Here is a 25,581-nt window from a genome sequence, read left to right as displayed (position 1 = left end):
ATGACCTGTTATTCAGCTGATCTTATACTTCGGTAATTTCCATCTCACACATCTACTGTAATATTGTAATTGCTCTAGGGTGTGCAGGATATCTTTTTATGTATCCCTTTTTCTCTAAAGTCTTTAAATGCCCAATTATAGTTGATGTGGAAGCTAAACCTGTTAATTTGCACGACTCTCTGACGGTGGGTGCAAAACCGTATTCCTGGACATGAGCTACAATGCTGTCATATATCTGTATCTGCCTTTTGCTCAAATCTTCTGTAGACACCTGGTTCATCTCCCTTCTGTTTAAGTTTTCATTTCTCTTACTTCATTCCGGATAGAAGCTCAGCTTTCGTTCGAATGTATGTTCGATTTCTGCTGTAGTGTCATTATATAACTTCCTCTTTCATTTGTAAAGTATAAAAACATTTTCATTTTACTGTGCTGTCTTTCTGTAACTTAACCAAAGATTATCTATAATGTCTAACACAACATTTGCTACAAACACTCTTTCCTCTGCATTAGCCTTTGCTATACACATTGGATGCTCCTTAAGTTTAGTCTTTATTATTTTTTGAATTTCACCTACATACAATGGATCAGGTAATATGCTTGCCTCTTCATTTTCCAGATAAATATTTATTCCAAACAAATGCATCAATGCTATGAAAATGTTTATTTCTGTTATGTCATATGCAATACTTACTAATGAATTAGTATATATTGTACTCGTTGTAAATAAGTTTTCCTTTATGAATTGTTTTAACCATTCACGTCTAATACCGTCATTATCTTCTTTCAAGCTGTCAATGCAAATATGTATATTGCTTAGTTCCTGCTTTGGAATACACGCAATACTCTTCATTATTTCCATTCTTACGTCATCGTCTGACAATCCATCTTTTCTAAAAATTACACATATATTTTTGTCCATAAGCTCCTCCTATCTAAATGGCAAATTTTCTTTGTCCATTTCGTCAATCTTTTGAAATTCTTCCTGCTGTTTCTGTTTCATTACGTCCTTTTCCTTTAAAATTGCATCATATAATTCTTTCCTAAATTCCTTGGTTATTGGAAAACAAATATCTTCATATTCTTTTTCACCATTTTCCTTGCTTACAAGTTGTGATGGCATTGCCACAAATGAACCTTTTTCGCTTGGAATTACTTTCACATTATTAATGACAAAGCATTTGTCAAAATAAATGCGTCCCAAGGCTTCTATGTTCTCACCACTAAAACTTCTTAGGGCTATTCCAAATTCAAACTTGTTGCTTGCACCTTTTACTTCAAGTTCCTTCTTGTCATTCATATAAGCATCAATGATGTTTCCATAAAGTTCATCCCTGAATTCCTTTGTGGTTGGATTACAATAATCTTTGTATATGGGTCTGCCATTTTCATCTGTCTTGCTGCTTTTATAACTTGGCATGGCTACAAATAAGTTATTGTTCTTTCCTTCCCTAACCGTTATTCCTGTTACAACAAAACTGTTATTAAATGTAACTGAAGCATATGCCTTAGTGCTCCATTCATTATTTTTTGTCTTGTACACTTTTATCTTATAATTCATCCGCTACTCCTCACTTCCTATAATATTTTCCAAACAATTCCTTTCTTCCTTGTCCAATTCAATAATGATGTAATCCTTTGTAGTCTGAGCTTTTGATTTGGTACAAATCTTTTTTGTTATTCTTAAAAGAATGCTCATTTCCTTTATTTCCTTCACCATCTTTTGAATTGTTTTGGTTTTGATATTGTCCTGCTCTGTTTCATATTCCTTCACCTTTCGCACGTAATATTCAGAAAACATGTCCAATGCATCCTGATCTAGTTTTCGCTTAGTCACTGTTCTTCCGGAACGTTCCCATTCCTTTTCAAGTGTCTGAAAAAGATAACTGATTTCTCTAATTTTGTATTTTTCTCCTGTCTGTTTCACTGGTTCACTCCTCTCTTCCCATCAAAATTTTGTAAATAAAAAATGCCCTATTAAAACTCCCGGTATTAAACCAAGAATTTTAATAAGGCATTTATTTTGTTGTCTTAGTTATTGATCAATTTCCTTTGACACAATAATTTTATCAAAGATAAGATAGGTTGTCGAATTCTAATGTGGTTGAATTATTAAGATTGGAACCACATTTAACATATTTTATTTCCCCGGTCTACATATCATAACCAATCCACCATTATGATAGTCTCCCAGGCACACTCCATGAGCTTCATCCACGGCTTCCACCATCTTTCCATTGCCCACATAAATTCCAACATGACTGATGTTCCTATATCTTCCGTTTGTTGTATAACTGTAGAAAATCAAATCTCCCGGCTGTAGATTTTCTTCTTTTACTGTCTTATCTTTCAGCCCTTCTGCTTCTGCAGCCGCAGTTGTTCCACCGCCAAACGATATGTCAACACCTGCTGACTTCCACGCATAGTATGCCAATGAACTACAGTCAAATGCTTTTCCACTGTTTCTTAATGGTTGACTGTAAGGATATCCTACTTTTGACAAAACAAATGAAGCAACAGCCTTTTGTGTTGGATTAGAAATCTTGTCTGTTATGTTGCTTATTTCCTGAGGAGTAAGACTTCCCTGTAATCCACTTATCTGACTTCCACCGGAAGGATTGTTTGTTATGTAAGCACTCATCAACTGATTAAGTGTTGCTGTTCTGTTATCATCAAACTGATACTCTATTGCCATTTCTGTATATTTTTTTAGTGTAATTCTCACCTCTAAATACTTTATCTTCTTTTTGCCTTTTTTCTCTGTCACATTCTCCGTGGTGTACTTACACATGTCATCAAACACTGCCTTCAAATTTTGCTTGTTCGTTTCATTCATTTTTGTTGCGGTATTTTCATATCCGTAATTAACCATGTACACGCTCATAATGTCGTAATAATTGGACGGCTCACTATTCATTCCTTCATAATCCACATACACCTTTCTTCCCTTGTCAGCGTCCTTGTGTTCATCAATCAAAGTCTGCACTTCCTGATTAAATTCTGAAACATACTGTGTTGTCACTGACTGTATTGTGTCTCCACTTTCCAATGGTGGAAGAAACAATGCAAATGGTGAATTGTACAGAACTGCAATGACGGCAAATACAATCCCAGTTGCTGCTATTACAATTATTAAAATTGGTGTAATCAATGGTGCCAATAAGGATACCATTCTTTTTATCAAAAAAGTCATTTTGTTTCTTACCATTCTCCCTACAAGTTTAAAAAGACTGTCATTCTGCTCTTCGTTTGGTTTCAGCTTATCCATAAAAAATTTCATCATTCTACTTCTTTGCTCTGCCTTGTAAAATGTATTGTCAATCTTCATTCCTGCTGCTTCGCCTGCAGCCATTCCTATCAAAGTACCTTCCGGTCCTGCCACTGAACCTGCCACTGAACCTGCCACTGCCGTTCCAGCCTTGGTTGCAATCTTTGCACTTTCCTTTGCCACTTTCCTGCCGTTATCTTTAGCCATCTTTTTTGATATTTTCTTTACCGCCTTTCTGCCTGACTTTTTTGCTAATTGTTTACCTTTATTAACCGCTCTCTTTCTTAACCTGCTTCCTACGACTTCTTTTTGAAGTTTTGAAACTTTTGCCTTTTTTCTAATACGATTACCTTCATTTACAATGCTCTTTATAGGCTTTATTGCCATTCCTGTAGCTTCAAAAGTTTCCTCAATGTTTTCACCACCTTCAATGTTGTCTACAATCTTTGACTCGGCTACTTTTCTCATTGTTCTTACATTATTCTTCGTCCTTGTAGACATTACTTTGTTATCTATTTTTAAATCTCGCTTCTTATGAATCTTGCCATTTTTCTTCTTGTGTATTTTTGTTTCAACTTCTTTTTCTTTACCTATTTTCATATTGTCCTCCTTTATTTTTGCGTAAAAAAATACGCCAAAGTTAGCTTTTACACTAACTCGGCGTTTGTCTACAATTCTATTTATTGTCTATGTAATTTATGTTTTGATAGTTTTCCTTACAAACTGGAAGTTGTATGATTATCTTCCGATTAAATTGATCATTGCTTTTTAAAGTTTTTTCTTGCAACCACACCATTAGGAATCTCAATGATATCGAATCCCTGATCTGTATACATCTCTACAGAACCACCACAGTCACTTGCAGAAAACCTTCCCTTTGAAGGATACCCTTCAATACCATCATATCCATTTTCTTTAGCATACTGACAAGCATATTCAAGCATAGCTTTTGCTATTCCTTTCCTACGCATATCAGGCTCAACGGTAAAACATACTATAGATAGTATTTTATCCCCTTCACGGGAACCAGTCCAACTATTCGGCGCATTCTCCCTGCTTAACCTGAAATAGGTATTTTTATTATCTGCGTTACAGAATCCAACTATTCTATCTTCACAGACAGCCACAAAGCCGTTCAAAACACCTTTTTCTATCAATTCTTTTGCATAATCTCTTTTTCGATATGGCCGCTCATTTTCCGGCATCAAACTACGCTCGTGTTCATGTTTTTCCGTCCAATGATGCCAAACACAATAACAACCTTTTTGAATATTACCATCAGAAAATGCTCTGTTCTCAAAATAATCGATATAACCGGCTGCCATATTCTTAGTGAGCTTACACACTTTAATATATGATTCATCTATAGTTATCATTTGTTTTCCTATCACTATAAACTGTAGATTTTCTATGCCAAGAAAATCAAACCACATTGCTACGTTTAACTGAAATATAATTGTTCAACAAACTTGAAGTTAACGATTAAGCCATCCTTTTAGTCGGCTAAACACTTCTTCCTTATCTTTAAAAGGTATTACCGCACCCTTATTCAACGCATAATGATGACCAAACTCGCTATCAGTATGGGTGCTCCCGTTGAGCACAATGGGCTTATCATATCTTGGCCTTACGTGAATATGAAGATGAGGATTAGGCGCTGACTCTTTATAGAAATTGTTCATCAAACAACTCCAATTACATAGAGTTGCTCCTAAAACAGTTTTTAAGCATGCCTCCATTTTACAAATCAAATTGCGAAGCTCGTCCCATTCATCATCTGTTAGCTCTGACAATGAATTGCAATGACGATTCAAAACCAATATACAGCGTCCAATATAATCCTGTTCATCTGAAAGGAAAACAGACCATGATTTACTTTCGTACACCTGAAACTGTTTATCTTCTTCAGACAAGTTACACCAATCACAATTATCCATTTTATTCACCTCCAAATACCGATTTCTCAATCTCAAAAATTGGAATTTGTGCGAGAAACTGTATTATGTACGATTTTTAATATGTTTCCATTTGCCCACACAGCATATTATAAAACCCAAATCGCTCATAAAACGGCTTTAAGCATTCTTCATAAACCACTGAAATCATGTAGATACGCTTTTTCTTCAAATATTCAATCATTTTATCCATCAGGTCTGTGCCAATCCCTTTACCTTGGTAATCCGGACAAACCATTAAATCTTGAATATAAGCATCTGCTACCCCATTTGATACACTATCAATATACCCAATCAGTTTATCATTTTCATAAACTGCAATATGGTAATACGATGTCATCAAAGGGTTTTTATACTCTTTTTCCATCCTGTTCCAACCCACAGATTCACGCAAATCTGCCAATGCTTTTACAGACACTTTTTCATTAAACTTGTACATCATTATGTTTTTCCTCATCTCCTTGTTGTGGAATATTTATATCGTTAAATTCAAGTTTATAGTCCTCTCAAAACCAATTTGCTTTTTCTTCTCGAAATACGGGAATATCACTATCTCGATATGGATTGTAATTATGAAGATTGCAACCAAACTCTTTTAATGATTTTATTTTGTTATCCTGTGTCCATACAATTAAAGATATTCCGTCAAATTCTTCAACATTTCCATTATTCATTTTGCTTTTAAAATACCACTCCACGATTGTTTGATTGCCTTGATGAAAAAATTGCTTAATCTCCCAGACAAGAACACTTCCGCGTGTATTCCATTCGTCAAACCAGTGCTTTACCGTTTTGCGGTTTTCATATTTAGGACTCCAACTCTCAGTATATACAACATCATCTGTAAAAATATTGTCAATTCCTAAATCTGCTTTCTTAATCCACATATCAAACCATAATCGGATAATTTTTTCTCTCTCGTTCATAAAGTACCTCCACAAATTCCGATTTGTTCAGTTCTAAAGAACTACACTTTTCAAACCTTTTATCTTCCTTAGATTCTACCACACCCACCTCCCCTTATTCAATTACTGCTTTTCTTTCTCCAGCCTTTCCATCTTCTCATACATATTTGTATTATAAAGTCTGTAAAGTTCACTGTCTTTTGTTATCACATTGTCAAACGGTACTATTCTGCTTCCGCATTTTATAAGCCCGCATCCTGACGGTGAATCTATAACATAGTTAAGCTGCTCTTCTGATATTTCCAGTGACTCCACTATCTTTTCTATGTCCTTGCTTGACTGATTTAAAAGTAGTATGAATGCTGAGTTTGAAAGCATTGTTGTGCTCGTTTCACTCATAAGAAGGTCCACTATGTTCTGTGTTATTCCTGTACAAAGTCCTCCCTGCTTTCTTACCTTTTTCCACATCTGACGAAGATATTCCGCACTAAACGGTGAGTTTAAAAGAACATGCACCTCATCAATGTAAAACCATGTTGCTATTCCCCTTTCACCGTTGTCGATTATCTTCTGCTGTATTGTTTCCATCATTACAAGCATTGCAAGTGGGGCAAGAGATTCCCCAAGGTCTCTTATTCCATACACAATAAATCTGTTATTTACATTTATATTTGTCTGATGATTAAAGATATTCAATGCTCCGGTAACAAATATTTCAAGTCCAAGTGCCACGTCTCTTGCTTCCTTGTCTTCCTGTTTAAGAAGCCTGTTGTACAAATCCTCCATTGTGGGAACGTATTTTTCCCTGCTTCTTGCAATGTCCATGTACAAGTCCTTTACGCATCTTGAAATGATTGAACGCTGCTGTGGTGTTATTTCCTTCATTATCTGCTCGCAGATACTTAGCATGAACTGGCACTTGTCCCTTACCCATCCCTTACTGTCCAATACGTCCAGATTCCACACATCCATGTCCATGGGATTAATGTAGTTTCTTGTGTTTGTTGAAATGTTTATGTAGGTTCCATTGTATTTTTCAGTGACATCCTCATATTCATTCATTGGATCCACTGCAATTACATTGTCATCTGTTGAAAGTAAAACCGACCCCATTTCCATCTTTGCCTGAAACGACTTTCCTGCACCTGACACACCGAATATGAATCCGTTGCCGTTTAAAAGTTTTTTTCTGTTGCCCACAATTATGTTTTTGGATATCTGGTTTACGCCATAGTAAATGCCGTTTCTGTCACAAAGTTCCTGCACATTAAAGGGCATTAAAACTGCAAGGCTCTGTGTAAGCATTGTTCTCATTGTTTCAATCTGTCTTACTCCTATGGGAAGTGTTGTGTTAACTGCTTCCCTCTGTTTGTACATGCATGTGTCAACAGCACATCCTGCTCCCTTTGAAACGGAATCCACTGTCTCACAGATGCTTTCAAGTTCATCCCTGTCATCTGCCATGACAATCATTGTCACTGAAACATAGTAAAGGCTTTCGTCATTTTCCCTTACATTGTTCATTATCTCCTCAATGTCCTTTTTCTTCTGTCTCGTTGCATATGAAATTTCTGATGAAAAGTCATTGTTTCTGTTTCTTGTTCTCTGCTGTTTTATTATGTCTGACTCAATGCCCAGATACTTTTTCTGCAGCATCTTCATTGTAAGGTCCTTTGGCACCGGAACCACATCCACACTTGTAACCGAATGTACCGGCAGAAATGTCAGCTCCGTAAAAAATCTGTCAGAAAGGTATGTTGGATATTTCTTTATGAAAAGAACCCTTCCAACCTTTCCTTCATTCTCAAAATAGTCAGGATGATATTTTATCCTTGTGTTGCAGATTTCATTTCTAAAGTCTGTTCCGGTAATTCTTCCATTCTTTATGTCAAAGTTAAATTCATCCTCCCTTCCAAGTCTGTAATAGTCGTGAAGAATCTTTAATCGTTCATTTCCTGTAAGTGGTGTCAGCTTTGAACCAAGTTCGGCAAAACTTCTAAACATTGATGCCTCAATTGTTGCAAACTGTGCCTTTGCCTCCTCAAAGTTCTTTCTCTCAATTGTTATGGTAAGATATCTTTCCTGCTCAATGCCCTGTCTTCCCTCAAGTATCTTTTCCTCAATGATTCTGTTGTAACTTTCCCTCATCTTATCGAATCCGTCATTTCTGTACTTAAGCATTACCTCATTTCTTAGCACATCCATGTCCTTGTTTTTATTGTTGACTGTTATCTTGAATGTGCAGTCAAATGAGTTAAGGCATTTGCAGTATCTCTGAAAGAAGCTTTCCTGTTCGTCCTCTGAACGTGTGGCATAATTGACATCACTGAATCTGTATGTCTTTGAATACTTTCCATCTGCCACCTCAAATATTCCGCTTTCAGATATCTTTAGTATTTCAATTGTTTCCTGCACCGACTTTGGTGATTTGTAAAGTGGCTCTGATGCCTTCTTTATTTCAGAAAACCTGTCCTTAAATATGTTCATTCCTGTTCCTCCGTCTGTTTTCCTGTGTTAAATTTTCCTTTATGTTTCTCATTTTCTGCTTTTGTTACTTCTCCTGTTTTTCTTTTTTTCCTTTTGTCTTCCTTTTTTCTCTGCCGTTCCTCTTCCATTCTCATTCTTTTTATGGTTTTCTCACTTTCCTCTGAAATGTATGTAAGTGGTCTGTTCTTAAAAGCGAACCACAGTTTTCTTTTAAACATCTGTGTAAAACTCATTCCCTGATATGAATAAAATCCGTTTAATGCAAGTGGTGCCACCACGGGAATAGCAATGTATGCACTTCCCGTAAGCCCCACGTATTTGTATGTAAGAAGAACTATTGCGCCGCCGCATGCAACTGATGCGATGGAAAATATCAGCTGTCTTGCGGTAAGTCCCATCACCACTGACTCCTGATATTTTTCTATGTCCTTGTTAATTGATATGTTCATCTGTTCCTCCTGTTTCTATAATCCCAGTGCCTTGCCTGTAAGACTCTGTGCTCCCTTCACTGCTCCGACTGTCATTGCCACACTGAATGTAAGTTCACACATGTACATCAGTGCCTTTGTCCAGTCCGCGTAATCGCTTGTGAATGTTGGCAGTCCTGCATTCAAAAATGCATTGCATACAATTATTGCAAGTGCCATTGTCACTGCCTCCAGCACTATTGACAGAAAGTACTTTGCATAGCTTACTGCCGAATGACTTACCATCCGGTTTCCGCTTACAGTTGAAAACGCAAGTGCACCAAACGGCACCACCACAAGTATTTTTAAGAATCTGAAATACACGGTGTATATGAGTATGAAACCGCAGAAGATGATTACAAGTGCAATGATTACTGCAAGTATCATCATTAAAAGGCTTTCCCCGAATCCAAGGTCCTTTATGATTGTCTGCTGTTCATCTGGTATCTTTAGTTTGGTTGTTGTTCCCTGTGTCATGAGCCCCACCAGATTTCCTGCTGATGTAAAGAATGCCTTCATTATTGTCACGTTGTTTGCAACAAGCCATTCTGCTATTCCTATTCTCATTAACATCCTTAGTATGGTTTCAAATCTTACCTCTTCCTTTACGTCAATGCTCTCCGAACAGAAACCAATTACAAAGAACAGAACCACCAGTGATGAACCAACCGCCACAAATATGGGTTCAAGGTTTGCCACCACTGCCCAAGGGCCTCCGTTCTTGAAGCTTACCGGGGACTGCCCCAGCAGTTCAAAAACAAGAGACACCTTGTCATTCCAGAAATCAACAACCGTCTGCAAAAGATCAAGGATTACACCGCCTAAGCTAAATATGTCCATAATCTCTTACCTCCCTTAAAATCCCAAAATACCAAGTACTGATGAAATGCCTGCCATCATTACTCCTGCAACAATTCCCTTAAGTGCCGAGTTCATTGTCGATGAATCCTGTGCCTGATATGCCTGTGCAAACTCCATTACATTCTTTGCAAGAATGATTACGCCGATTGCTCCGATGATTGCAAGCACCAGTGTTTTTAAGTTATCAAGTGGTTTTGTAACTGAACTTGCATCTCCTGCGGCAAGTACATTGTTTACATCCACTACTGTCATAAATACTGCACCTGAAAGTACAGCCATTATATTTTCTTTTTTCATTTTGATTTTCTTTATAATCTTTCTCATTTCTTTCTCCTTTGCTAATCTCTTTTACTTAAATGTTCGTTTCTTTTCTTAGCCATTTCTTCTGCTGAAGTTGTTGGGTAAAGATAACTAAGAAGTATTGAAAGTTTCATGTGTGCATCAAGCGATTTTGTTATTTCCTCAATCTGCTCTCTTGAAAAATCCATCATACACATTCGGTTTGTTATCTCATCCATAAGTTCCTGTTCTGTCATATTTTCTAAAATATCTGTTCTTGATATTGTTTTTGCACTACCTTCATCACCGGAACTTTCACTTTCATTTGAATTTTCAAAATAAAGTCTTTTTGTATCATCAAGCATCATTATTTCTTCTAATGACATGTCCATGATGTGAACAACTTCATTTTCTTTTTTATATTCCTTGATGTCATTTATCTGTTTTTCGCTAAGAAGTTTAACCGGTCTTAAACTTTCTTGGTTTAAACTTGGATCATGTACATAAGCCTTTCCACCACCATCTTCTGTCTGTGAAAAATTCTTATGTCTAAACGGAATGTACTTATCATCAAATATTGGATTAAAGCCTTTAATGAAAATGAGACACTTTTTATTACTCATATTTCTTACTTCATCTGGTGTCATCAGTTCCCTGCCAAGCACATCATAGTTTCTTGAAGCACTACCATGTACACCTCTTGTTTCTCCTGTTGACCTTTTGTCAATGGTACTTTTACCAAGCATTTCAGATATGTATTGATGAGTTGATTTTTCATTACCGCCAAGGTATACAAGAGTGTCACAGTTACCTGTAATTGTTTCCCATGTATCCTTAAACAAAGCCTTAATCTGTGCCAGATTCTGAATGATTATTATTGAACTTATTCTTCTACTTCTCATTGTTGAAAGTAGTGAACAAAAGTCATCAGGCAATGCAACATTCGAGAATTCGTCCATCATAAGAGTTACCTGAATTGGTAACTTACCTCCATTCCTAAAATCTGCCTGAAAATACAGTTCCTGAAAGAGTTGTGTATAAAGCATTCCTACAATGAAGTTGTAAGACTTGTCTGAATCAGGAATAATACAGAACAATGCAGTTCTTGTATGTTTGTCACCATTTACACCTATTCCCAGTTCCTCTAAATGCAAGTCATCTTTTGACAGAATTCTAAGTATCTGCGGATTTTCCAATAATGCAAGCCTTGAATTGGCACTGATTATGATGGAACGCACCGTATCTCCTGCACCTCTTATTACTTTCATGTATTGCTTATAGGCAGGATGATTTTGCTTAAGCTTGCTTGTCTTTGCAAGCTGTTTCATCTTCTTTGTAAGTTTTGAATCATTGCCTTTTGCATCAACTTCTGCTTCTGAAAGTAAGTCAAGTACTGATTGAAAGTTCTTCCTGTTTGGTGGCATTTCAAGCCATACATAATAAAACAATGCCTGTAAAAACATACTTTCAGATTTCTCCCAGAAAGGATCTGATGGTGCTGTTTCCTTTGGTGTTGTATTGCTTATTATGTTTGTTACCAGCTTTACAACATCATTTTCTTCTCGTATGTATCTGAAAGGGTTATAGCCGTCTGACTTTGCCATGTCTATCAGATTAAGAACCTTCACGTTGTAACCGTTTTTCTTTAACATATTTGCCGTGGCTCTTGCGATTTATAGCAATAGGTAAGGATTTGATATTATCTCCACCTTTTCCCCTGCTCTACACCGTACGTGAGACTTTCGCCTCATACGGCGTGCCATCATACATTTGCAAATTATTTATTGTCTAAACCTTTTGGTAATCATAATTTTGCCTTATATAATTAACTTTTTTCCATTGTTCTTCATTCAACTTAAATTTTCTTAATAAACCTTGGGCTTCAACCATCTTTCTCGTAAATATTGCCTTGTACACATCTGAATTTATAAAGATTATATTTCCGTGATTATTAGTTCCCCTCTTTTTTAAAGGTTTCTTTCTAATGCACTTCATATGGCTAACATCTAACTTCTTACCCGTTATGTAACAATTTCCTTGCTGAATGACATATGCTGATAAACTATTGTCATTAAATTCTATTGTTTCTGTTGGGTCTCTCATTTTAGCTATGGCTTCAAATTCTCTTTGTGTAATAAGCATTAAATTCTTGTGTATTTTCTCTCGACCTTTTGAAGTATAATTACTTATTTCCTGAGAGAAATTCATAGGACTCCTATGGTGAACTCCCGTTAATGGGAGTAAACACATATCTCCTATGGTTACAATTTTTGTTTCTTTCTGAATACCCATTGTTTGTTTTTGAAAATTAATGTCTGTTTCCTTAAATGGAATTGTTTTGCTAATGTCTCTAAGACGTATTCTTATGGTTGGTAAGAGAGCGTAATTCACATCCGTTAAATTGTTGTAAATATTTGTTGCTATGCAATAATAATTTTGTATTCCTCTAATGGCTGAATTATAGTTTTTAATTGCCACTGTTGGGTTGTCTTTTCGAATGTTAATTATTTTGGCTTTTAGATTGCTTTTTGCATTCTTAATTGCCTTGTCACTCATATCAGTCTTTGCTATATAACCATATCTGGTCTTCCCCTTTGGAACGACTTTTATTTTAAAACCTAAATATGTTGATGAGTTTTTCTTAAGATTTATGACTTTTGGTTTTTCTTCACTTATGTCCAATTTCAATCTTGTTTTTAAGAAATCCACTGTTGCGTGATACCATCTCTGTGCTTCGTTATAACTTCCACACATTATTTTGAAATCATCTGCATATCTTATTAGAAATCCATCTTTCAGATTGGTGTATTTCTTCGCATATGTTCGAAATGCTTCAACATTAGACATTCTGTTTGGTTTGAATGTTTCCCATTGATTACTTATCCACCAATCTAATTCATTTAAGACTATTAGGGATAGTAGTGGACTTATTATTCCACCTTGTGGTGTACCTTTTGTCGGTATTCCTTCTCCCTTTATTTCTGACTTAAGTATCTTACTTATGATACTTATTAAACGCTTGTCTCTTATTCCAAGTGTCCATATCTGTTTCAAAAGTTTTCCGTGGTCGACATTGTCGAAAAACCCTTTTATGTCAACATCAACACAGTAGTAATGCTTGTACATATTTATCATACTAACTGTTCTACTAATTGCGTGATGTGTGTCTCTGTTTGGTCTAAAACCATATGAATGGTTGTGAAACTTAGGTTCACAGATTGGTTCAAGGACCTGCAATATGCACTGCTGAACCAATCTGTCCCATATACACGGAATACCCAATGGTCTTTTCTTGTCACTTCCTGGTTTTGGAATGTACACTCTTCTGACAGACTTAGGTTTGTAGTCAGCTAACATCTCTCTCACTGTATTAATCACAGTTTCATCTGTTAGTTCTTTAATATCGTCTATTGTCTTTCCATCAGTTCCCTTGGTATTACTACCTTTATTACTCTTTAGGTTTCTATATGCTAACCTGATATTTTCTTCTGAACCAATAATCTCCAGTAACTTATAAAAGTTGTTACCGTTTTTACTTGCTGAATACAATGAATCATATACTCTTTGCATATCATAATATTCGTTGTATCTCAATTTGGTTTTCTTTAGCATGGTCTGTAACCTCCTATCTGGGAGTGATTACATCTCTTAGTCTTACTCGAACCCATACCATTCGACTTTAATTTGTTTAACTGTATGACTAGAGGTCTTCCCTCCACCACTTATTATCACGGTTTCTTCGGTACTATACCTCCGCTTTCACTGACATAATCTCACTTATATCACTATTGTGATTTTCCCGTTTGATACGTTTCGTAGAAAGTAGATTCTCCACGCTGTCAGCTTCCAACGTTCCAAACACACTATCTTTACATCTATCCTTAGGTTCCTTCTATGAGCCTGTTACCTTGACACTGCCTGTAACAATGTATGGACTTTCATAAAGGCGGAGTCTTACTCGCCCACAGTAACGGCACTATTTGTGCCACTATGCATTTCTACATAGTCCCGATATAGACCCGTACATTCGAAGTTTCGTCAGAAGAGCTTAACTCTCTTCATTCTCACCATAGATAGTTTATAGACCCCCGGCATATAGGATACACATCTCACCTCTGAAATGCTTTCGACATCTAATCTGTTTCGGTATCTCTCTGCCGACTTCACCGAGCTTCTTACACTTTAGTTTCTACTAACTTAGGTGCAAGTCGGAGGATTAGGGTTGCCTTTCAGAACGTTACTCCATCATTCGACATATCGTGTGTTTAGTTCTCCGATTTACTACTATTTTTTATTCAATTATTAGTTGCAATCGTGCCATAGCTTTTCACTATGGAACGTTTCGCACCTCCCTTTGGATCGGTTGCGATGAAGGATCCCTTTGGCAGCATCTGCATTATGTTTGGTTTTACAATGTAAAATGTTTTTCCTGCACCGGAGCCTCCGATTACAAGCATGTTGTTATTCAAACCGGTAACACTGGTATCAGTGCTCATTCGCACGTTATTACTTAATATTCTATTCTTGCTTTCATCCTTATCTGCAAGTGCCTTATTAACCATTCGTATATCTGCAAATCTTGCAGTACCATATTCCTTGCCATGCATAAGATTTCTTCTGCTTGTCACATACATTAAAACTGCCATTCCGTATATTAACGAACCATAGATTACTGCTCTTAATGTATTGGCATTGTAGTAATGTCCGAATGGATTTTTTATTGCAGCATTAAACTTATTAAGAATTAGTACTATATCGCCATTGGTGTTCCATACGCCATTTAGAACGTATGAAACATAAATGGTAAAAAGTTCTCCAATTATTAAACAGGGAATTACTATTGAATTCTTTCTGTTCATGGCTATCGCCCCCTTGGAGTTCCTTTAACCGATTCTGTTTTTCTGACCTTGGGACCCGGAGTCCCAACCTTTTTGTATTTTTGTTCCATTTCGTTTTTACCTCTTCTTTGTTCCTGTAATGCCCTGTGTTTAACAGTTACATCCACGCTGTCATAATGCTGCTTCTGTAAATTCTGACCTGAAAGTTTCTCTGCCACCTGCCCGTCTCTGTCAACAAGTTCGTATTCCTTGTCCTTGTTAAGATATGCGAAGAAAGTCTTTCCACCGTTAATTGATACAACATCTGACTTATCAAGCCATAAGTATCTGACATTGTCACCATATGTATTAGGAACCCTTGTCTTTATGGATGTAAGATTTTCCTCTTCATAAAGTTTCCTTGAAATGGTAATATCTACTCTTGAAGGATCATTTATCATTGCATTGTATTTAAGTTCATCTGCATACCTGTCTAACTGTTCCTTTCTTTCTGGTTCGACTTCACTGGGAGTATCTTTTAAAATGTTTTCTTTCTTAAGATAATCAACAACCTTTTCAAAATCTCCATCCTTACCATTTCTTACATAATCCATTAAGTTCTCAATGCTTCCATTGCCTAACTTTTCGATTAATGTATTTATTCTTGGTGTTGCCTCTGTGTGAAAGAGAACTTCTGTCATTCCGTCTGACTTGTTTATGTCCGGAAGTTTTGAATAAAGAATTCCATATTTCTTTGCAAGTTTTTTAAACTTCTTCATGTCCTCTTCCCTGATTTTTAATATCTGCAAACTACCATCCTTACTTAACATCTTTTTCAATGATGTCTTTCCCTGAAGCTTTTCTCTTGTGAGCAGTGCATAAATGAACACCGCCAGATTTTTTGCCTGCTTCACTGTTCCACCTGTTATGTCCATTCCAAATCTCAAACCATCAAATTCAAGTCTTATTATCTGTATTGCCTGTGAAATTTCATCTGACATATGCTCACCTCCTCTGCCCATTGTTAAGCATGATTGCTATGTCTATTATTGTTGCCATTGCCTTTTCATCTTTCTTACAGTTAATCAATGAATCAATCTGTTTTTCAGACAGTTTATTTTTTATTGCAATTTTTATCTGTTTCATCTGTGCAATTGTCAAATCTCCATCTGCCAATCTCTCCACCAAATCATTATTGTATTTTTTAGAGAAAAACAATCTCTTAATCAGGGATACCGGTTCTCCTTTTCTGATGTTTTTCTCAATTCTCATATTCTCTTTTCTATTCTTCTGGGCTATCTGAAATTCACTTTTAAATTCCTTTGCCTGTTCCACATAAATCACTTCCTTCTAACATGTTTTTTCTCCTGTTCTTCCTGTTTGTTTTTTTCTTCTTTAATTGCTCTTTCCTCAATTTCTTTTTTCTCCTGCCTTACTTTTACTTCCTTTATGATTTTGTAACCTACACCAATTTCTTTTCTTAGTTGTTTTATTTCCTTTTCATTTGCCTGCAAAAGTTCTGTATAATATTCCTTTAATTTTTTTACTTTCTCAAATGACACTCCCTCTTCTTTAAGTGTTGCCCTTGCTTCTGATACAATCTGCTCTGATTCCTTAAATGTGTCATCACCCATCTTATAGAAAATGGTTGCTTTCTTTTCCTTATCTATATTCTCCACTGCCTGAAATACCTTAAGGTGTTTGTCCATTTCATTAACAATTACCTTCTTTGCCTTAAGCAATACTGACACCTTTTTTCTCAAATCTTTTTGCACATCAGATATTTGTTCCACATCAGTAACGTCATACTTTGCAAGGAATAAATACTGCTTTTGTAATAACTTAAACTTCTTAACATCCTTCCTGTATTTCCATACCTGTGAGTATGGTTGTTTTCTTATTTTTCCCAAACGATACATTTCCCTAAAATACTGTCTTTGCAATCCTGTCATCCTCGTTTTTCTTACTTTTTTTGACTTAAACCTTCTGACTCTTGGAGATCTTACTATCTGATTACTTCTATAAGTATTAAGATTTTCCTTTACAATTCTTTCTTTTAATTCATCAATTCCATAGCCCTGTCCTAACGTCTTTGTACGTCTGAATCTTTCCATTCCCGGCGGTTTTACTGCCAGATATTTCCCCTGCTTTATTTCATATCCTTCTGCTTCAAGCATTTGCAGAAACATTGAATAATCTGAAGCTCTTAAAACACACGCCTCTATGTCCTGTTTAATTTGTTCATTCCATATAAACGGCCCGTTCTTTAAAACATCCCATTCCCTTTTGTCTGTTTTTTTAATTGATTTATCCAGTGTTGAAAGATTGTACTTTTCACATATTCTGTCTATTCTTGGCTGAATGTCTTTTTCCCAATCACCTTTTTTGTAATGATATTTATATCCGTCTGTGAAACGCACACTGTTCCAGATGATGTGACCATGAATGTGGTCTGTATTGGTATGAACTGCATATACTACCTCGTAATCGCTTTCCAGATACTCGTGAACAAATTCTTCTATAACCTTCATTGCTGTATCTCCACCACACTCATTTTCTTCAAACGAAATGATGAGATGATACCCCTGTCTTTTGTCCATTTTTCCATAAAGTCTTTTTGTCCCCTTCATACACTCATAGGCATTTTCTTTTATGCAGTTAACACTTCCTGTAAGCAGACCATTCATGGTCTTTTCATCCTTTAAGACGTAATCAATTGCCACCTGCAGATGTGAGCCTTTAGAACAGTGATGGCTATTCATGTGTAATATTCTGCTAATCGCCATACTTTTCCATAAAAGCTCCCACCTTAAGATTCAGTAATCGCATGTACTCCATAAGCCTTGTCTTATCACTGTCCATATACAAACCACTGTTATTATTGCGGACAATCTGATTAACGTTATTACCTATGTGATTGACCTCATTAATAAGTTTAAGAATATGTTTTCTCATATCAGGATTTGGCATCTTTATGTTTGAAATTGCATATCTGACATAGGCTGAGAAATTCATGTTACAGGCATTTGCATTTTCCATTACTATCTTATATTCCCTGTCATTGAATCTTATAAGCTTAGTAATGTCTCTTTTATCTGAACTCATATCTCCACCTTCCTTCTGTAAAATAATGTAGGCTATGTCTTTTGCAAGATACGCATTTGTATATACAAATGCATTCTTGTTGTGGCATATCCCCAAACCCCTTTTATTTATCTAACCTTTACTTCCTCGGCTATTTTTATGTCCTTATCTTTCTTAAAATTTAAGAACTCTAACTTGTCTGAATATATACTGCTTTTTCTAAAATCAACCAACTGCTTATCCCTTAAGCTGAAATACCTCCCCTTATCTGGACCAACAATAATGTGGTCCAGAAGAGGTATTCCCACCAGATTGCAAATATCAACTAGCTTTGCCGTAGTTCTGATGTCTTCCTTTGATGGTTCTAAAATGTTGGATGGATGGTTATGTAAAATCATCATATTTGCTGCATTTGACAATATTGCTGACTTAAGTATTTCTCTTGGCGAAGCAATTGTAGTATCTATTGCTCCAATGCTTACCAGATTGAAATTCAATGGCTGAAGCTTACTGTTAAAATTGATTACACATAAAGCTTCACGATCCATATCCCTTATGTAATCTCCAACTACCATTGCCACCTTTTCAGGGGATGTAAGTTGTTCTTCTGATAGCAGCGGTCGTTCCTTTACAAGTCTAATTGATACCTGATTTATCTTTTCCATCTGCAATCACCTCAACTTTAATGAAAAACTCTTCATCCGAACTGCAGTTAGCAACTTCACTTTTTATCCTCTCTGCCAATTCTTTTTGAAAATCTTCTATGACTATCTGCCCTCTCTTTCCGGACTTGATATTGCTCCACGGTCAACGTCATCAAGACTCTTATTTATTGTGTCTGTTGCAAGTCTTAATGTTCTTAAATCCTTGTCGTAGCAATATACCTGATTTGAAAGACGGTCATTAATGTCTACCTGGTCCATATTGATTTCATAAACCATTTCTGCCAATTCATCAGGTAAACCAAAATCTGCTGATACGGCAATAACTTCATGGATGCTTGATGGCAAAATATACAGGTCACTTCCAATTTTTTCTGCTAATTCGTGTAGTGGCTCTTCATACAAAATTGAAGCTGCTCCATACAATTTACTTTCGTTTGTAATTACATACATTGAATGTTCATTAGGTGTTTCCATCATTACTTCATTGAATTCTTCCTGCATTTCTTCACCCAATTCACTTTCACCAAATATAATTTCACTAATGACTTCATTCATGTTCTTAATTGACACTGGGAATAATTCCTTTGTGTTCTTATTTGCTGCATTGTATAAGTCATTTTCTGTAAGACCTTCCTTTGCTGCTAAATCATTGTTAACAAGATTTGTATATGTTCCTAATGAATCATTTCCAAGATTCCATCTGTACACAATTGCAAGGTCTTCAAATTTTCTGTGTGGAACAGTCTTCAATAACTCTCTGTTCTGTTCAGCATTTATTAATGTAAAAAATACGTTATCCTTAAGTCTTGACGTATCTAAAAAATCTGCCTTAATTTCCTTGTTAAATGATTCAATTCCATTTTCCATTGTTTCAGCTGCCATTCTTACAACATCTTCGTAATTTACTGTTCTTTCGTATTCTTCATACAGGTTGTTTACGTATAATGTTGGTGTGGCATTTTTTAATCCTGGAATATCATAAAAATTTAATCCATCAACCTCACGGTTAGTCTTATTAACCTTTCTGATTACAACTCCACAATCCTTGTACTTCTCATCCATGTAATCCTTAATATCTTCCTTAATCTTTTCCTTAAATTCTTCGTAATTTAAATTCATATTTGTCCTCCTAAAAAATTTCATAATTCTAATATTGGCCCTGTTTCACTCCTACGGTGGAACAACTAAAATGCTTTCACTTTTCATAAGACACCTCCATTTTTGCAATAAAAAATGCCTTATTGAAAAACAGTCAGTTTCTTAAACTACTGTTCTCAATAAGGCATTTATTTATTTTTGATTTAAAGTTTTAAGGTTTGTTGGTCTCAAACTTTATGGTTATATTTTACTATTGCAGTGTGTCTATGTCGAATTCTAACGTGGATGGGATTTAGGAAAATAAACCGTATTGTGGTTTAAATTATTGAATGAATATGAAAAAGAAAAGGAACTGTGCTCTAACGATTATGACTCAGCGTGTACAGAGTATAGCTTAAGCATATTTGTTTAAGTTCAATGTTCTTTCAGCCGTTTTTCTACCTATGTTATATAATCTGTATTATCCTTCTGATTTCGTGTTGCCACGAGGGAATTATAACATAAGTTAGCTATTTCATTAAGTTATTTTTATTATCTTCAATTTGGTTTATTTTTTTGCCACTAATCAATATACAATCTTACTTTCTCTATCTTCTCTTGTTTTACAACATACAGAAATTCTTGCAAAATATTTTTAATTTTTTACACTTCAGATAAAAAATTAAGAGATACTCTCGAAGGTAAATGATTCAAAATAATTTGAATCTCTCCTAATATTTATGATATTATAAATTGCAAATGTATAGAATTTACATACGAAAAATACAAGAGAAACGCCTGAAATAGGCAAGATGCTACTGTGAGTTGCGGAAGTTCCAACTTTAAATGGTTGAGGATTTTCATTTTTTCACTAAAATTTGTAACTGTACATTTACTCATATCCAAATTTATAGATTGCGAGATAGGGGGGGCTCACTTTTTAATTTTTTAAGCAATTTGGTAGCTTGAGTTATTGTACTATACAAAAAACAAGAAGGAGAGGAGATATAAATAATGACGTTTTCTAGTAAATTGCAAAAATTAAGAAAGGATAATAACTTATCGCAAGAGCAACTAGCTTCTGAGTTATGTGTATCCAGACAAGCCATCTCAAAATGGGAACTAGGAACCCTACCGGATATTAATAATTTAGTAAAGATAAGCAATTTTTTTGATTGCTCTTTAGATTATCTTATGAATGATGATAAAGAAGACCAATTTGAGGAGGAATTTAGCAACGAACAAAATAAGATTGCAAATAATGAAAATGTAGGCACAAAAGCCACTGCAATCAAAAGGCATCTCAAATTCATATTGCCAGGATCTGGAATGGCTATTTCGATTATTTTCCTTATACTAATAAAATTAATATCAACATTTTTTCAAACTCCCATTGCCAGACAGTCAGAATCTGGAACCTGGTATACAGGTTTTATAGGATTCATCGATTATTATGATTTGTATGGAATTGTTAATATAGCATTGCTTTTGTTTATGTTATCATTTACATTTTTTTCTTTTTTTATTGTTAAAAAGAAAAATAAATCCAAGAAAAATATCTTATTAACCTTAATTGGATATGCAATGATTATGATATTTTGCATAAAATCATTATATGAAATAAATACAAAACCTTTTGTTTCACTGAATTTTTTAGAGCTCGTTATATCAATTATTTATATCGCGTGTGCAATACTTTTATTCTCTCGGGAAATTAAAGATTGATAACAAATAACAGGAGGTAAAACACTATGAAGAAATTATTAAGCTTAATTACAATTTGTATGATTACTACATTATGTATTTCTATTAATTCATCCGCAGCTACACTTGGAGATAATTTGACTTATGACAAAGTTAGCAATGCTGAAATAGCTACAAAAACAAATCAATTTTCCCAGGAAGGAACTATACATATTACAAATAAGCAGGAAATAAAAGAATACCAAGAATCAATGGGACTGAAATACGATCCAGATATAATAGAAATATACAGACATATTGATGTTCCTAACGAAAATGCTATGATACAAACATTATATTTTGGTGATGATTATTGTATAAAAAACAAAAAAAGTAACTAGAAAAACAGATAAAAGTAATGTCTTAAGACAATATAAAAGACCTGCTGGAAAAGTAAAAATTTCAGAAAGTGTTAGCATAAGTAACACATTTTCTGCTTCTGGTGGAGTTACATCAAAAATATTAAACGCACAGTTGGGATACAACGTTACCAAAACAAATAAATTTAGTATAAGTTGGAGTAATACTTACAAATATCCTGTAACAATAACAATATACCCTATTTACTCTATTACAACTGGAGAAGTATGGGAAAAAGATTTATTTTTTGATGACCACGTAGGAAATTTCACTGCTAAAAAAGCAATCGGAGACGATATTGTCGTTAAGCAACGAAAAACAAAAAAATAAATCTTTATACTTAACGAGTCGAGGGTGCGGACATTTTCTTGGACTATCTAAGTGACCAATCCAAGTCTATGTCTGTACTCTATAGGACTCAAATATCCTAATGATTTTTTTATTCTTTTTTCATTATACCAATAAAGATAATCATTTAAAATACCAATAAATTCTGAGATGTTTACCCCAGACCAATCTGCATTATAGAACATCTCATTTTTAATTCTTCCAAATACGCCCTCACAGGCAGAATTATCAGGTGAACAGCCTTTCTTTGACATTGATCGTATGAAACCATTTTTCTCAATCCTGTAAATCCAGCCTGGCCAGCGGTAGTGTACGCCTCTGTCTGAATGTATGATTGGTTTTTCTCCTACAGATAGTAATTTAGCTGCATCGTCAAGCATAGAATTGACAAGTAATGCATCTGGAGAAGTGCTTATATTCCAATTGACAAGTAAGCCATCAAAACAATCTACTATAGGCGATAAATAAACCTTTCCTGCCGGAATTGCAAACTCGGTTATATCTGTTAACCACTTTTCGTTAGGTTTAGATGCAGAAAAATTTCTGTTAATTAGATTATCTACTGCTGGAGATATTTCACCTTGATAGGAATTATATTTACGAGTTCGTTTGATTTTTACTACAAGTTGTTCTTCTTTCATAATCCTACGAATAACTTTTTCTGAGACAATTATATTTTCACGCTTAAGTAGGGCGTGAATTCGTCTGTAACCATATCGACCTTTATTTTCTGTAATCTTTTCAAAAATCACTTAGTTTTTTATATGACTTAATTCATCCCTATATCCAGTTAATATGCCAGCCCATAAGCATTGGATGTTCCATAATACCATCTGTCTGCTACTTTAACAATGTCATATACCGCATTATCATACTGATAATTGTCTAACGCACTTTTGTTGTTAAACACATACACTAGATCATTAAGTTCGTAACCCCAGGTGTATAAATAATTATGTTGAAAACGAATATATTCAGGTGTTATTTTTATTTTAATAAAATTATCATCTATGCATTTTAATATTTCATTATACATATCCGTTTCTATTTTTATTTCTGAGTTCATCTTTATACATATTTCATATGTTATTCCTCCATCTTCTGTGTTTACCTTCCTTTGTCCAAATTCTAATTCAACTTCTTCATTGACTTTGTTCTTTTGAAAATAATCCGCGATATCAGATGTCTCCTGCTTTTCATCAGTTAACATTTTTATAATGTTTTTGTCCTTAACTTTTTTCAGATTTTGTATCTTGTCTAATCCTGAAAAGTTAACCACACTTACATTTATGGTCTTCCTTATTCCGTTATGACTTCTTGCTGTTATCCTGTTCCGATTACCCTTTCTGATGTCGCCGTGATTTTTCCGTTTTTGTTAACCTTTACAAGCTGTGGATTTGAGGATTTCCATTTAATCTTCTTGCTGTATACCTTTTTACCTTTCTTATACTTTCCTTTGATTTTTTTTGAATACTTTGCTACCGGTTTTAATTTTAATGTTTCGCCCCATCCAATCTTGTAATTACTTTTAATATTTACAAATCTTGCAGCATTTAGTTTTTTTGATTTCTTGTCTGTTGCAACTACTGTTACTTTGTAGCTTTTTGCACTTTTTGCAGTTTGAGTTTCTGTTTTCTTATAAGAAAGTATCTGATATTTATATTTTTTGTTGATTTTTACTTTTTTGTCCACATATGATGTGTTTTTTGACTTTAATGTCTTTAGCTTTTTTTCATTTCTATATAGTATGTAGCCACTTGCATCACTGTTCTTTTTCCACTTAAGCTTTATCTTTCCATTAGTGGATGCTCCCTGAAATCCTTTAGGAGCAGAAACCTGTTGTGTCATGTTTTCTGCCTTTACTTTGGTTGCTTCTATGTGAATATCAAAAAGTAATCCCATTAATAATAATGAAATTATGCATAAGCATTTCTTCCTTTGATTCATAGTTTTACCTTCCTTCTTTAAGTGATTCATTTTCCCTTGTATTTATTGCAATAGGCATAATCCTACATTCATATTTCCCACACAGTTTTCTCTGCATATTTTTTGAAATCAATACTATAGAGAAAACTGTGTAATGAAATAGTTCTAATTAAAATGTACTTCTTTAATATGCCAGCCCGTATGCATTGGTTGTTCCATAATACCATCTGTCTGCTACTTTGACGATGTCATATACCGCATTATCATACTGATAATTGTCTAACGCACTTTTGTTGTTAAACACATAAACTAGATCGTTAAGTTCGTAGCCCCAGGTGTATAATTGACGTTTTTGAAAACGTATATAATCTTTCGTTATTTTTATGCTTGTTCTATAATTATCAGATAAATATTTTAAAATGTAATTATACATATTACTTTCTATTTCTTCTTCCGGGTTTATGATTATGCTCCAAGCATGTGTTATCGCTCCATCTTCTGTCTTCACTTGCTTCATTCCTAATGTCAATTCTAACTCTTGATTTGGTATATTATTTTGAAAGAAATCTGCTATTATAGATGTTGCATCTTTTTGTGTTGTTAACAATTTTTTTATTCCTTCATCCTTTACTTTTTCCAGATTTTGTATCTTATCTAACCTTGCAAAGTTAACCACACTTACATTTAAGGTCTTCCTTATTCCGTTATGACTTCTTGCTGTTATCTTTGCTGTTCCGATTACTCTTTCTGATGTCGCCGTGATTTTTCCGTTTTTGTTAACCTTTACAAGCTGTGGATTTGAGGATTTCCATTTAATCTTCTTGCTGTATACCTTTTTACCTTTCTTATACTTTCCTTTGATTTTTTTTGAATACTTTGCTACCGGTTTTAATTTTAATGTTTCGCCCCATCCAATCTTGTAATTACTTTTAATATTTACAAATCTTGCAGCATTTAGTTTTTTTGATTTCTTGTCTGTTGCAACTACTGTTATTTTATAGCTTTTCGCACTTTTTTCAGTTTGAATTTCTGTTTTCTTATAAGTAAGTATCTGATATTTATATTTTTTGTTGATTTTTACTTTTTTGTCCACATATGATGTTGTTGTCGACTTTAATTTTTTTATCTTCTTTCCGTTTCTGTAAAGTATGTAGCCACTTGCATCACCGTTCTTTTTCCACTTAAGCTTTATCTTTCCATTAGTGGATGTTCCCTGAAATCCTTTAGGTGCAGAAACCTGTTGTGTCATGCTTTCTGCCTTTACTTCCGTACCGTTTATTCCCAGGCACAAACAGACCATTAATGCCATTGTCATCATTATTGTTATTCTTTTCATTGCTAC

General features: G+C 34.8%; 27 protein-coding genes and 2 pseudogenes. 3 read left to right on the top strand and 26 right to left on the bottom strand.

All coding sequences use genetic code 11. From position 1 onward, the window contains the following. Nucleotides 1-52: 52 nt before the first annotated feature. The 22 genes and pseudogenes from NQ558_RS04705 to NQ558_RS04600 all read right to left on the bottom strand — a co-directional run bounded on the left by NQ558_RS04705 (nt 53) and on the right by NQ558_RS04600 (nt 19,904). Nucleotides 53-280: a LexA family protein gene (locus tag NQ558_RS04705; RefSeq protein WP_005359255.1), complete on the bottom strand. Its 228-nt coding sequence runs from the start codon at nt 278-280 to the stop codon at nt 53-55. A gap of 141 nt (nt 281-421) precedes the next feature. Continuing rightward, nucleotides 422-919 carry a hypothetical protein gene (locus NQ558_RS04700; protein WP_005359257.1) on the bottom strand — a complete coding sequence of 166 codons (498 nt, stop codon included), beginning with the start codon at nt 917-919 and terminating at the stop codon, nt 422-424. A 9-nt stretch (nt 920-928) separates the two neighbouring features. Then, nucleotides 929-1,558, bottom strand: a complete 630-nt coding sequence (locus NQ558_RS04695; RefSeq protein WP_005359259.1) for a SpoVG family protein — start codon at nt 1,556-1,558, stop codon at nt 929-931. Between the two features lie 3 nt (nt 1,559-1,561). After that, the gene (locus tag NQ558_RS04690; RefSeq protein WP_040445910.1) at nt 1,562-1,924 is read right to left on the bottom strand and encodes a hypothetical protein; all 363 of its coding nucleotides are present in this window, start codon (nt 1,922-1,924) and stop codon (nt 1,562-1,564) included. A 213-nt stretch (nt 1,925-2,137) separates the two neighbouring features. Further along, nucleotides 2,138-3,865, bottom strand: a complete 1,728-nt coding sequence (locus NQ558_RS04685) for a C40 family peptidase (protein WP_050750932.1) — start codon at nt 3,863-3,865, stop codon at nt 2,138-2,140. Between the two features lie 158 nt (nt 3,866-4,023). Continuing rightward, nucleotides 4,024-4,641: a GNAT family N-acetyltransferase gene (locus NQ558_RS04680; RefSeq protein ID WP_040445913.1), complete on the bottom strand. Its 618-nt coding sequence runs from the start codon at nt 4,639-4,641 to the stop codon at nt 4,024-4,026. Between the two features lie 99 nt (nt 4,642-4,740). Continuing rightward, nucleotides 4,741-5,202 (bottom strand): HIT family protein, encoded by a 462-nt coding sequence (locus NQ558_RS04675; protein WP_005359268.1) that lies wholly within the window; start codon nt 5,200-5,202, stop codon nt 4,741-4,743. Between the two features lie 76 nt (nt 5,203-5,278). Next, nucleotides 5,279-5,662 (bottom strand): GNAT family N-acetyltransferase, encoded by a 384-nt coding sequence (locus NQ558_RS04670; RefSeq protein ID WP_050750933.1) that lies wholly within the window; start codon nt 5,660-5,662, stop codon nt 5,279-5,281. Nucleotides 5,663-5,726: 64 nt separating this feature from the next. Next, entirely contained in the window at nt 5,727-6,146 is a 420-nt protein-coding gene (locus tag NQ558_RS04665) for a nuclear transport factor 2 family protein (protein WP_003864537.1), read from the bottom strand. A 102-nt stretch (nt 6,147-6,248) separates the two neighbouring features. Continuing rightward, a complete protein-coding gene (locus NQ558_RS04660) occupies nt 6,249-8,612 on the bottom strand; it encodes a VirB4-like conjugal transfer ATPase, CD1110 family (protein WP_005359273.1) in 2,364 nt (787 codons plus the stop codon). Beyond that, nucleotides 8,609-9,061, bottom strand: coding sequence for a PrgI family protein (locus NQ558_RS04655; RefSeq protein WP_005359275.1), 453 nt, complete (start codon nt 9,059-9,061; stop codon nt 8,609-8,611). The genes NQ558_RS04660 and NQ558_RS04655 overlap by 4 nt, the downstream gene beginning before the upstream one ends. Nucleotides 9,062-9,076: 15 nt before the next feature. Beyond that, nucleotides 9,077-9,919, bottom strand: coding sequence for a VirB6/TrbL-like conjugal transfer protein, CD1112 family (locus tag NQ558_RS04650; RefSeq protein ID WP_005359281.1), 843 nt, complete (start codon nt 9,917-9,919; stop codon nt 9,077-9,079). 15 nt (nt 9,920-9,934) lie between these two features. Next, nucleotides 9,935-10,264: a hypothetical protein gene (locus NQ558_RS04645; protein WP_005359289.1), complete on the bottom strand. Its 330-nt coding sequence runs from the start codon at nt 10,262-10,264 to the stop codon at nt 9,935-9,937. A 14-nt stretch (nt 10,265-10,278) separates the two neighbouring features. Further along, nucleotides 10,279-11,892 (bottom strand): annotated as a pseudogene (locus tag NQ558_RS04640) (VirD4-like conjugal transfer protein, CD1115 family); the annotation flags it as partial. A 115-nt stretch (nt 11,893-12,007) separates the two neighbouring features. Continuing rightward, on the bottom strand, nt 12,008-13,831 hold the full coding sequence (gene ltrA / locus NQ558_RS04635) for a group II intron reverse transcriptase/maturase (RefSeq protein ID WP_005359293.1): 1,824 nt from the start codon (nt 13,829-13,831) through the stop codon (nt 12,008-12,010). A 683-nt stretch (nt 13,832-14,514) separates the two neighbouring features. Beyond that, nucleotides 14,515-15,078 carry a type IV secretory system conjugative DNA transfer family protein gene (locus NQ558_RS04630; RefSeq protein ID WP_005359295.1) on the bottom strand — a complete coding sequence of 188 codons (564 nt, stop codon included), beginning with the start codon at nt 15,076-15,078 and terminating at the stop codon, nt 14,515-14,517. A 2-nt stretch (nt 15,079-15,080) separates the two neighbouring features. Beyond that, nucleotides 15,081-16,037: a PcfB family protein gene (locus tag NQ558_RS04625; protein WP_040445920.1), complete on the bottom strand. Its 957-nt coding sequence runs from the start codon at nt 16,035-16,037 to the stop codon at nt 15,081-15,083. 4 nt (nt 16,038-16,041) lie between these two features. Next, nucleotides 16,042-16,371, bottom strand: coding sequence for a hypothetical protein (locus tag NQ558_RS04620; RefSeq protein WP_040445922.1), 330 nt, complete (start codon nt 16,369-16,371; stop codon nt 16,042-16,044). A gap of 5 nt (nt 16,372-16,376) precedes the next feature. Next, nucleotides 16,377-17,798 carry a relaxase/mobilization nuclease domain-containing protein gene (locus NQ558_RS04615; protein WP_198006745.1) on the bottom strand — a complete coding sequence of 474 codons (1,422 nt, stop codon included), beginning with the start codon at nt 17,796-17,798 and terminating at the stop codon, nt 16,377-16,379. 13 nt (nt 17,799-17,811) lie between these two features. Then, nucleotides 17,812-18,141, bottom strand: coding sequence for a plasmid mobilization protein (locus NQ558_RS04610; protein WP_005359331.1), 330 nt, complete (start codon nt 18,139-18,141; stop codon nt 17,812-17,814). Between the two features lie 107 nt (nt 18,142-18,248). Continuing rightward, nucleotides 18,249-18,785: a JAB domain-containing protein gene (locus tag NQ558_RS04605; RefSeq protein WP_005363099.1), complete on the bottom strand. Its 537-nt coding sequence runs from the start codon at nt 18,783-18,785 to the stop codon at nt 18,249-18,251. Nucleotides 18,786-18,887: 102 nt separating this feature from the next. Continuing rightward, nucleotides 18,888-19,904 (bottom strand): DUF5688 family protein, encoded by a 1,017-nt coding sequence (locus tag NQ558_RS04600; RefSeq protein ID WP_040447156.1) that lies wholly within the window; start codon nt 19,902-19,904, stop codon nt 18,888-18,890. Between the two features lie 972 nt (nt 19,905-20,876). Here NQ558_RS04600 and NQ558_RS04595 point away from each other — a divergent pair. The 3 genes from NQ558_RS04595 (at nt 20,877) to NQ558_RS04585 (ending at nt 22,295) form a co-directional block, all read left to right on the top strand. Further along, nucleotides 20,877-21,587, top strand: coding sequence for a helix-turn-helix domain-containing protein (locus NQ558_RS04595; protein WP_005363104.1), 711 nt, complete (start codon nt 20,877-20,879; stop codon nt 21,585-21,587). Between the two features lie 26 nt (nt 21,588-21,613). Continuing rightward, nucleotides 21,614-21,946: a hypothetical protein gene (locus NQ558_RS04590; protein ID WP_040447158.1), complete on the top strand. Its 333-nt coding sequence runs from the start codon at nt 21,614-21,616 to the stop codon at nt 21,944-21,946. Nucleotides 21,947-22,079: 133 nt separating this feature from the next. Further along, nucleotides 22,080-22,295, top strand: coding sequence for a hypothetical protein (locus NQ558_RS04585; RefSeq protein ID WP_040447160.1), 216 nt, complete (start codon nt 22,080-22,082; stop codon nt 22,293-22,295). A 47-nt stretch (nt 22,296-22,342) separates the two neighbouring features. Here the strand turns inward: NQ558_RS04585 and NQ558_RS04580 are convergent. The 4 genes and pseudogenes from NQ558_RS04580 to NQ558_RS04565 all read right to left on the bottom strand — a co-directional run. Then, nucleotides 22,343-23,044 (bottom strand): annotated as a pseudogene (locus NQ558_RS04580) (IS3 family transposase); the annotation flags it as partial. Nucleotides 23,045-23,103: 59 nt separating this feature from the next. After that, nucleotides 23,104-23,592, bottom strand: a complete 489-nt coding sequence (locus NQ558_RS04575; RefSeq protein ID WP_040447163.1) for a hypothetical protein — start codon at nt 23,590-23,592, stop codon at nt 23,104-23,106. A 44-nt stretch (nt 23,593-23,636) separates the two neighbouring features. Then, nucleotides 23,637-24,260: a hypothetical protein gene (locus tag NQ558_RS04570; RefSeq protein WP_040447165.1), complete on the bottom strand. Its 624-nt coding sequence runs from the start codon at nt 24,258-24,260 to the stop codon at nt 23,637-23,639. A 163-nt stretch (nt 24,261-24,423) separates the two neighbouring features. Further along, nucleotides 24,424-25,575, bottom strand: coding sequence for a hypothetical protein (locus tag NQ558_RS04565; protein WP_005363114.1), 1,152 nt, complete (start codon nt 25,573-25,575; stop codon nt 24,424-24,426). Nucleotides 25,576-25,581 lie beyond the last annotated feature (6 nt).

Origin of the sequence: Eubacterium ventriosum, from assembly GCF_025150745.1 — a bacterium.
GTDB lineage: Bacteria > Bacillota > Clostridia > Lachnospirales > Lachnospiraceae > Eubacterium_G > Eubacterium_G ventriosum.
This window is presented reverse-complemented; position numbering and strand designations above follow the sequence as displayed.

Coding starts and splice junctions, on each gene's coding strand:
- NQ558_RS04660 (WP_005359273.1), bottom strand. CDS start 8,612: ATGAACATATTTAAGGACAGGTTTTCTGAAATAAAGAAGGCATCAGAG.
- NQ558_RS04615 (WP_198006745.1), bottom strand. CDS start 17,798: ATGAATAGCCATCACTGTTCTAAAGGCTCACATCTGCAGGTGGCAATT.
- NQ558_RS04650 (WP_005359281.1), bottom strand. CDS start 9,919: ATGGACATATTTAGCTTAGGCGGTGTAATCCTTGATCTTTTGCAGACG.
- NQ558_RS04670 (WP_050750933.1), bottom strand. CDS start 5,662: ATGATGTACAAGTTTAATGAAAAAGTGTCTGTAAAAGCATTGGCAGAT.
- NQ558_RS04570 (WP_040447165.1), bottom strand. CDS start 24,260: ATGAATCAAAGGAAGAAATGCTTATGCATAATTTCATTATTATTAATG.
- NQ558_RS04695 (WP_005359259.1), bottom strand. CDS start 1,558: ATGAATTATAAGATAAAAGTGTACAAGACAAAAAATAATGAATGGAGC.
- NQ558_RS04605 (WP_005363099.1), bottom strand. CDS start 18,785: ATGGAAAAGATAAATCAGGTATCAATTAGACTTGTAAAGGAACGACCG.
- NQ558_RS04705 (WP_005359255.1), bottom strand. CDS start 280: ATGAACCAGGTGTCTACAGAAGATTTGAGCAAAAGGCAGATACAGATA.
- NQ558_RS04610 (WP_005359331.1), bottom strand. CDS start 18,141: ATGAGTTCAGATAAAAGAGACATTACTAAGCTTATAAGATTCAATGAC.
- NQ558_RS04565 (WP_005363114.1), bottom strand. CDS start 25,575: ATGAAAAGAATAACAATAATGATGACAATGGCATTAATGGTCTGTTTG.
- NQ558_RS04685 (WP_050750932.1), bottom strand. CDS start 3,865: ATGAAAATAGGTAAAGAAAAAGAAGTTGAAACAAAAATACACAAGAAG.
- NQ558_RS04595 (WP_005363104.1), top strand. CDS start 20,877: ATGACGTTTTCTAGTAAATTGCAAAAATTAAGAAAGGATAATAACTTA.
- NQ558_RS04645 (WP_005359289.1), bottom strand. CDS start 10,264: ATGAGAAAGATTATAAAGAAAATCAAAATGAAAAAAGAAAATATAATG.
- NQ558_RS04655 (WP_005359275.1), bottom strand. CDS start 9,061: ATGAACATATCAATTAACAAGGACATAGAAAAATATCAGGAGTCAGTG.
- NQ558_RS04700 (WP_005359257.1), bottom strand. CDS start 919: ATGGACAAAAATATATGTGTAATTTTTAGAAAAGATGGATTGTCAGAC.
- ltrA (WP_005359293.1), bottom strand. CDS start 13,831: ATGCTAAAGAAAACCAAATTGAGATACAACGAATATTATGATATGCAA.
- NQ558_RS04590 (WP_040447158.1), top strand. CDS start 21,614: ATGAAGAAATTATTAAGCTTAATTACAATTTGTATGATTACTACATTA.
- NQ558_RS04630 (WP_005359295.1), bottom strand. CDS start 15,078: ATGAACAGAAAGAATTCAATAGTAATTCCCTGTTTAATAATTGGAGAA.
- NQ558_RS04680 (WP_040445913.1), bottom strand. CDS start 4,641: ATGATAACTATAGATGAATCATATATTAAAGTGTGTAAGCTCACTAAG.
- NQ558_RS04600 (WP_040447156.1), bottom strand. CDS start 19,904: ATGAATTTAAATTACGAAGAATTTAAGGAAAAGATTAAGGAAGATATT.
- NQ558_RS04665 (WP_003864537.1), bottom strand. CDS start 6,146: ATGAACGAGAGAGAAAAAATTATCCGATTATGGTTTGATATGTGGATT.
- NQ558_RS04675 (WP_005359268.1), bottom strand. CDS start 5,202: ATGGATAATTGTGATTGGTGTAACTTGTCTGAAGAAGATAAACAGTTT.
- NQ558_RS04625 (WP_040445920.1), bottom strand. CDS start 16,037: ATGTCAGATGAAATTTCACAGGCAATACAGATAATAAGACTTGAATTT.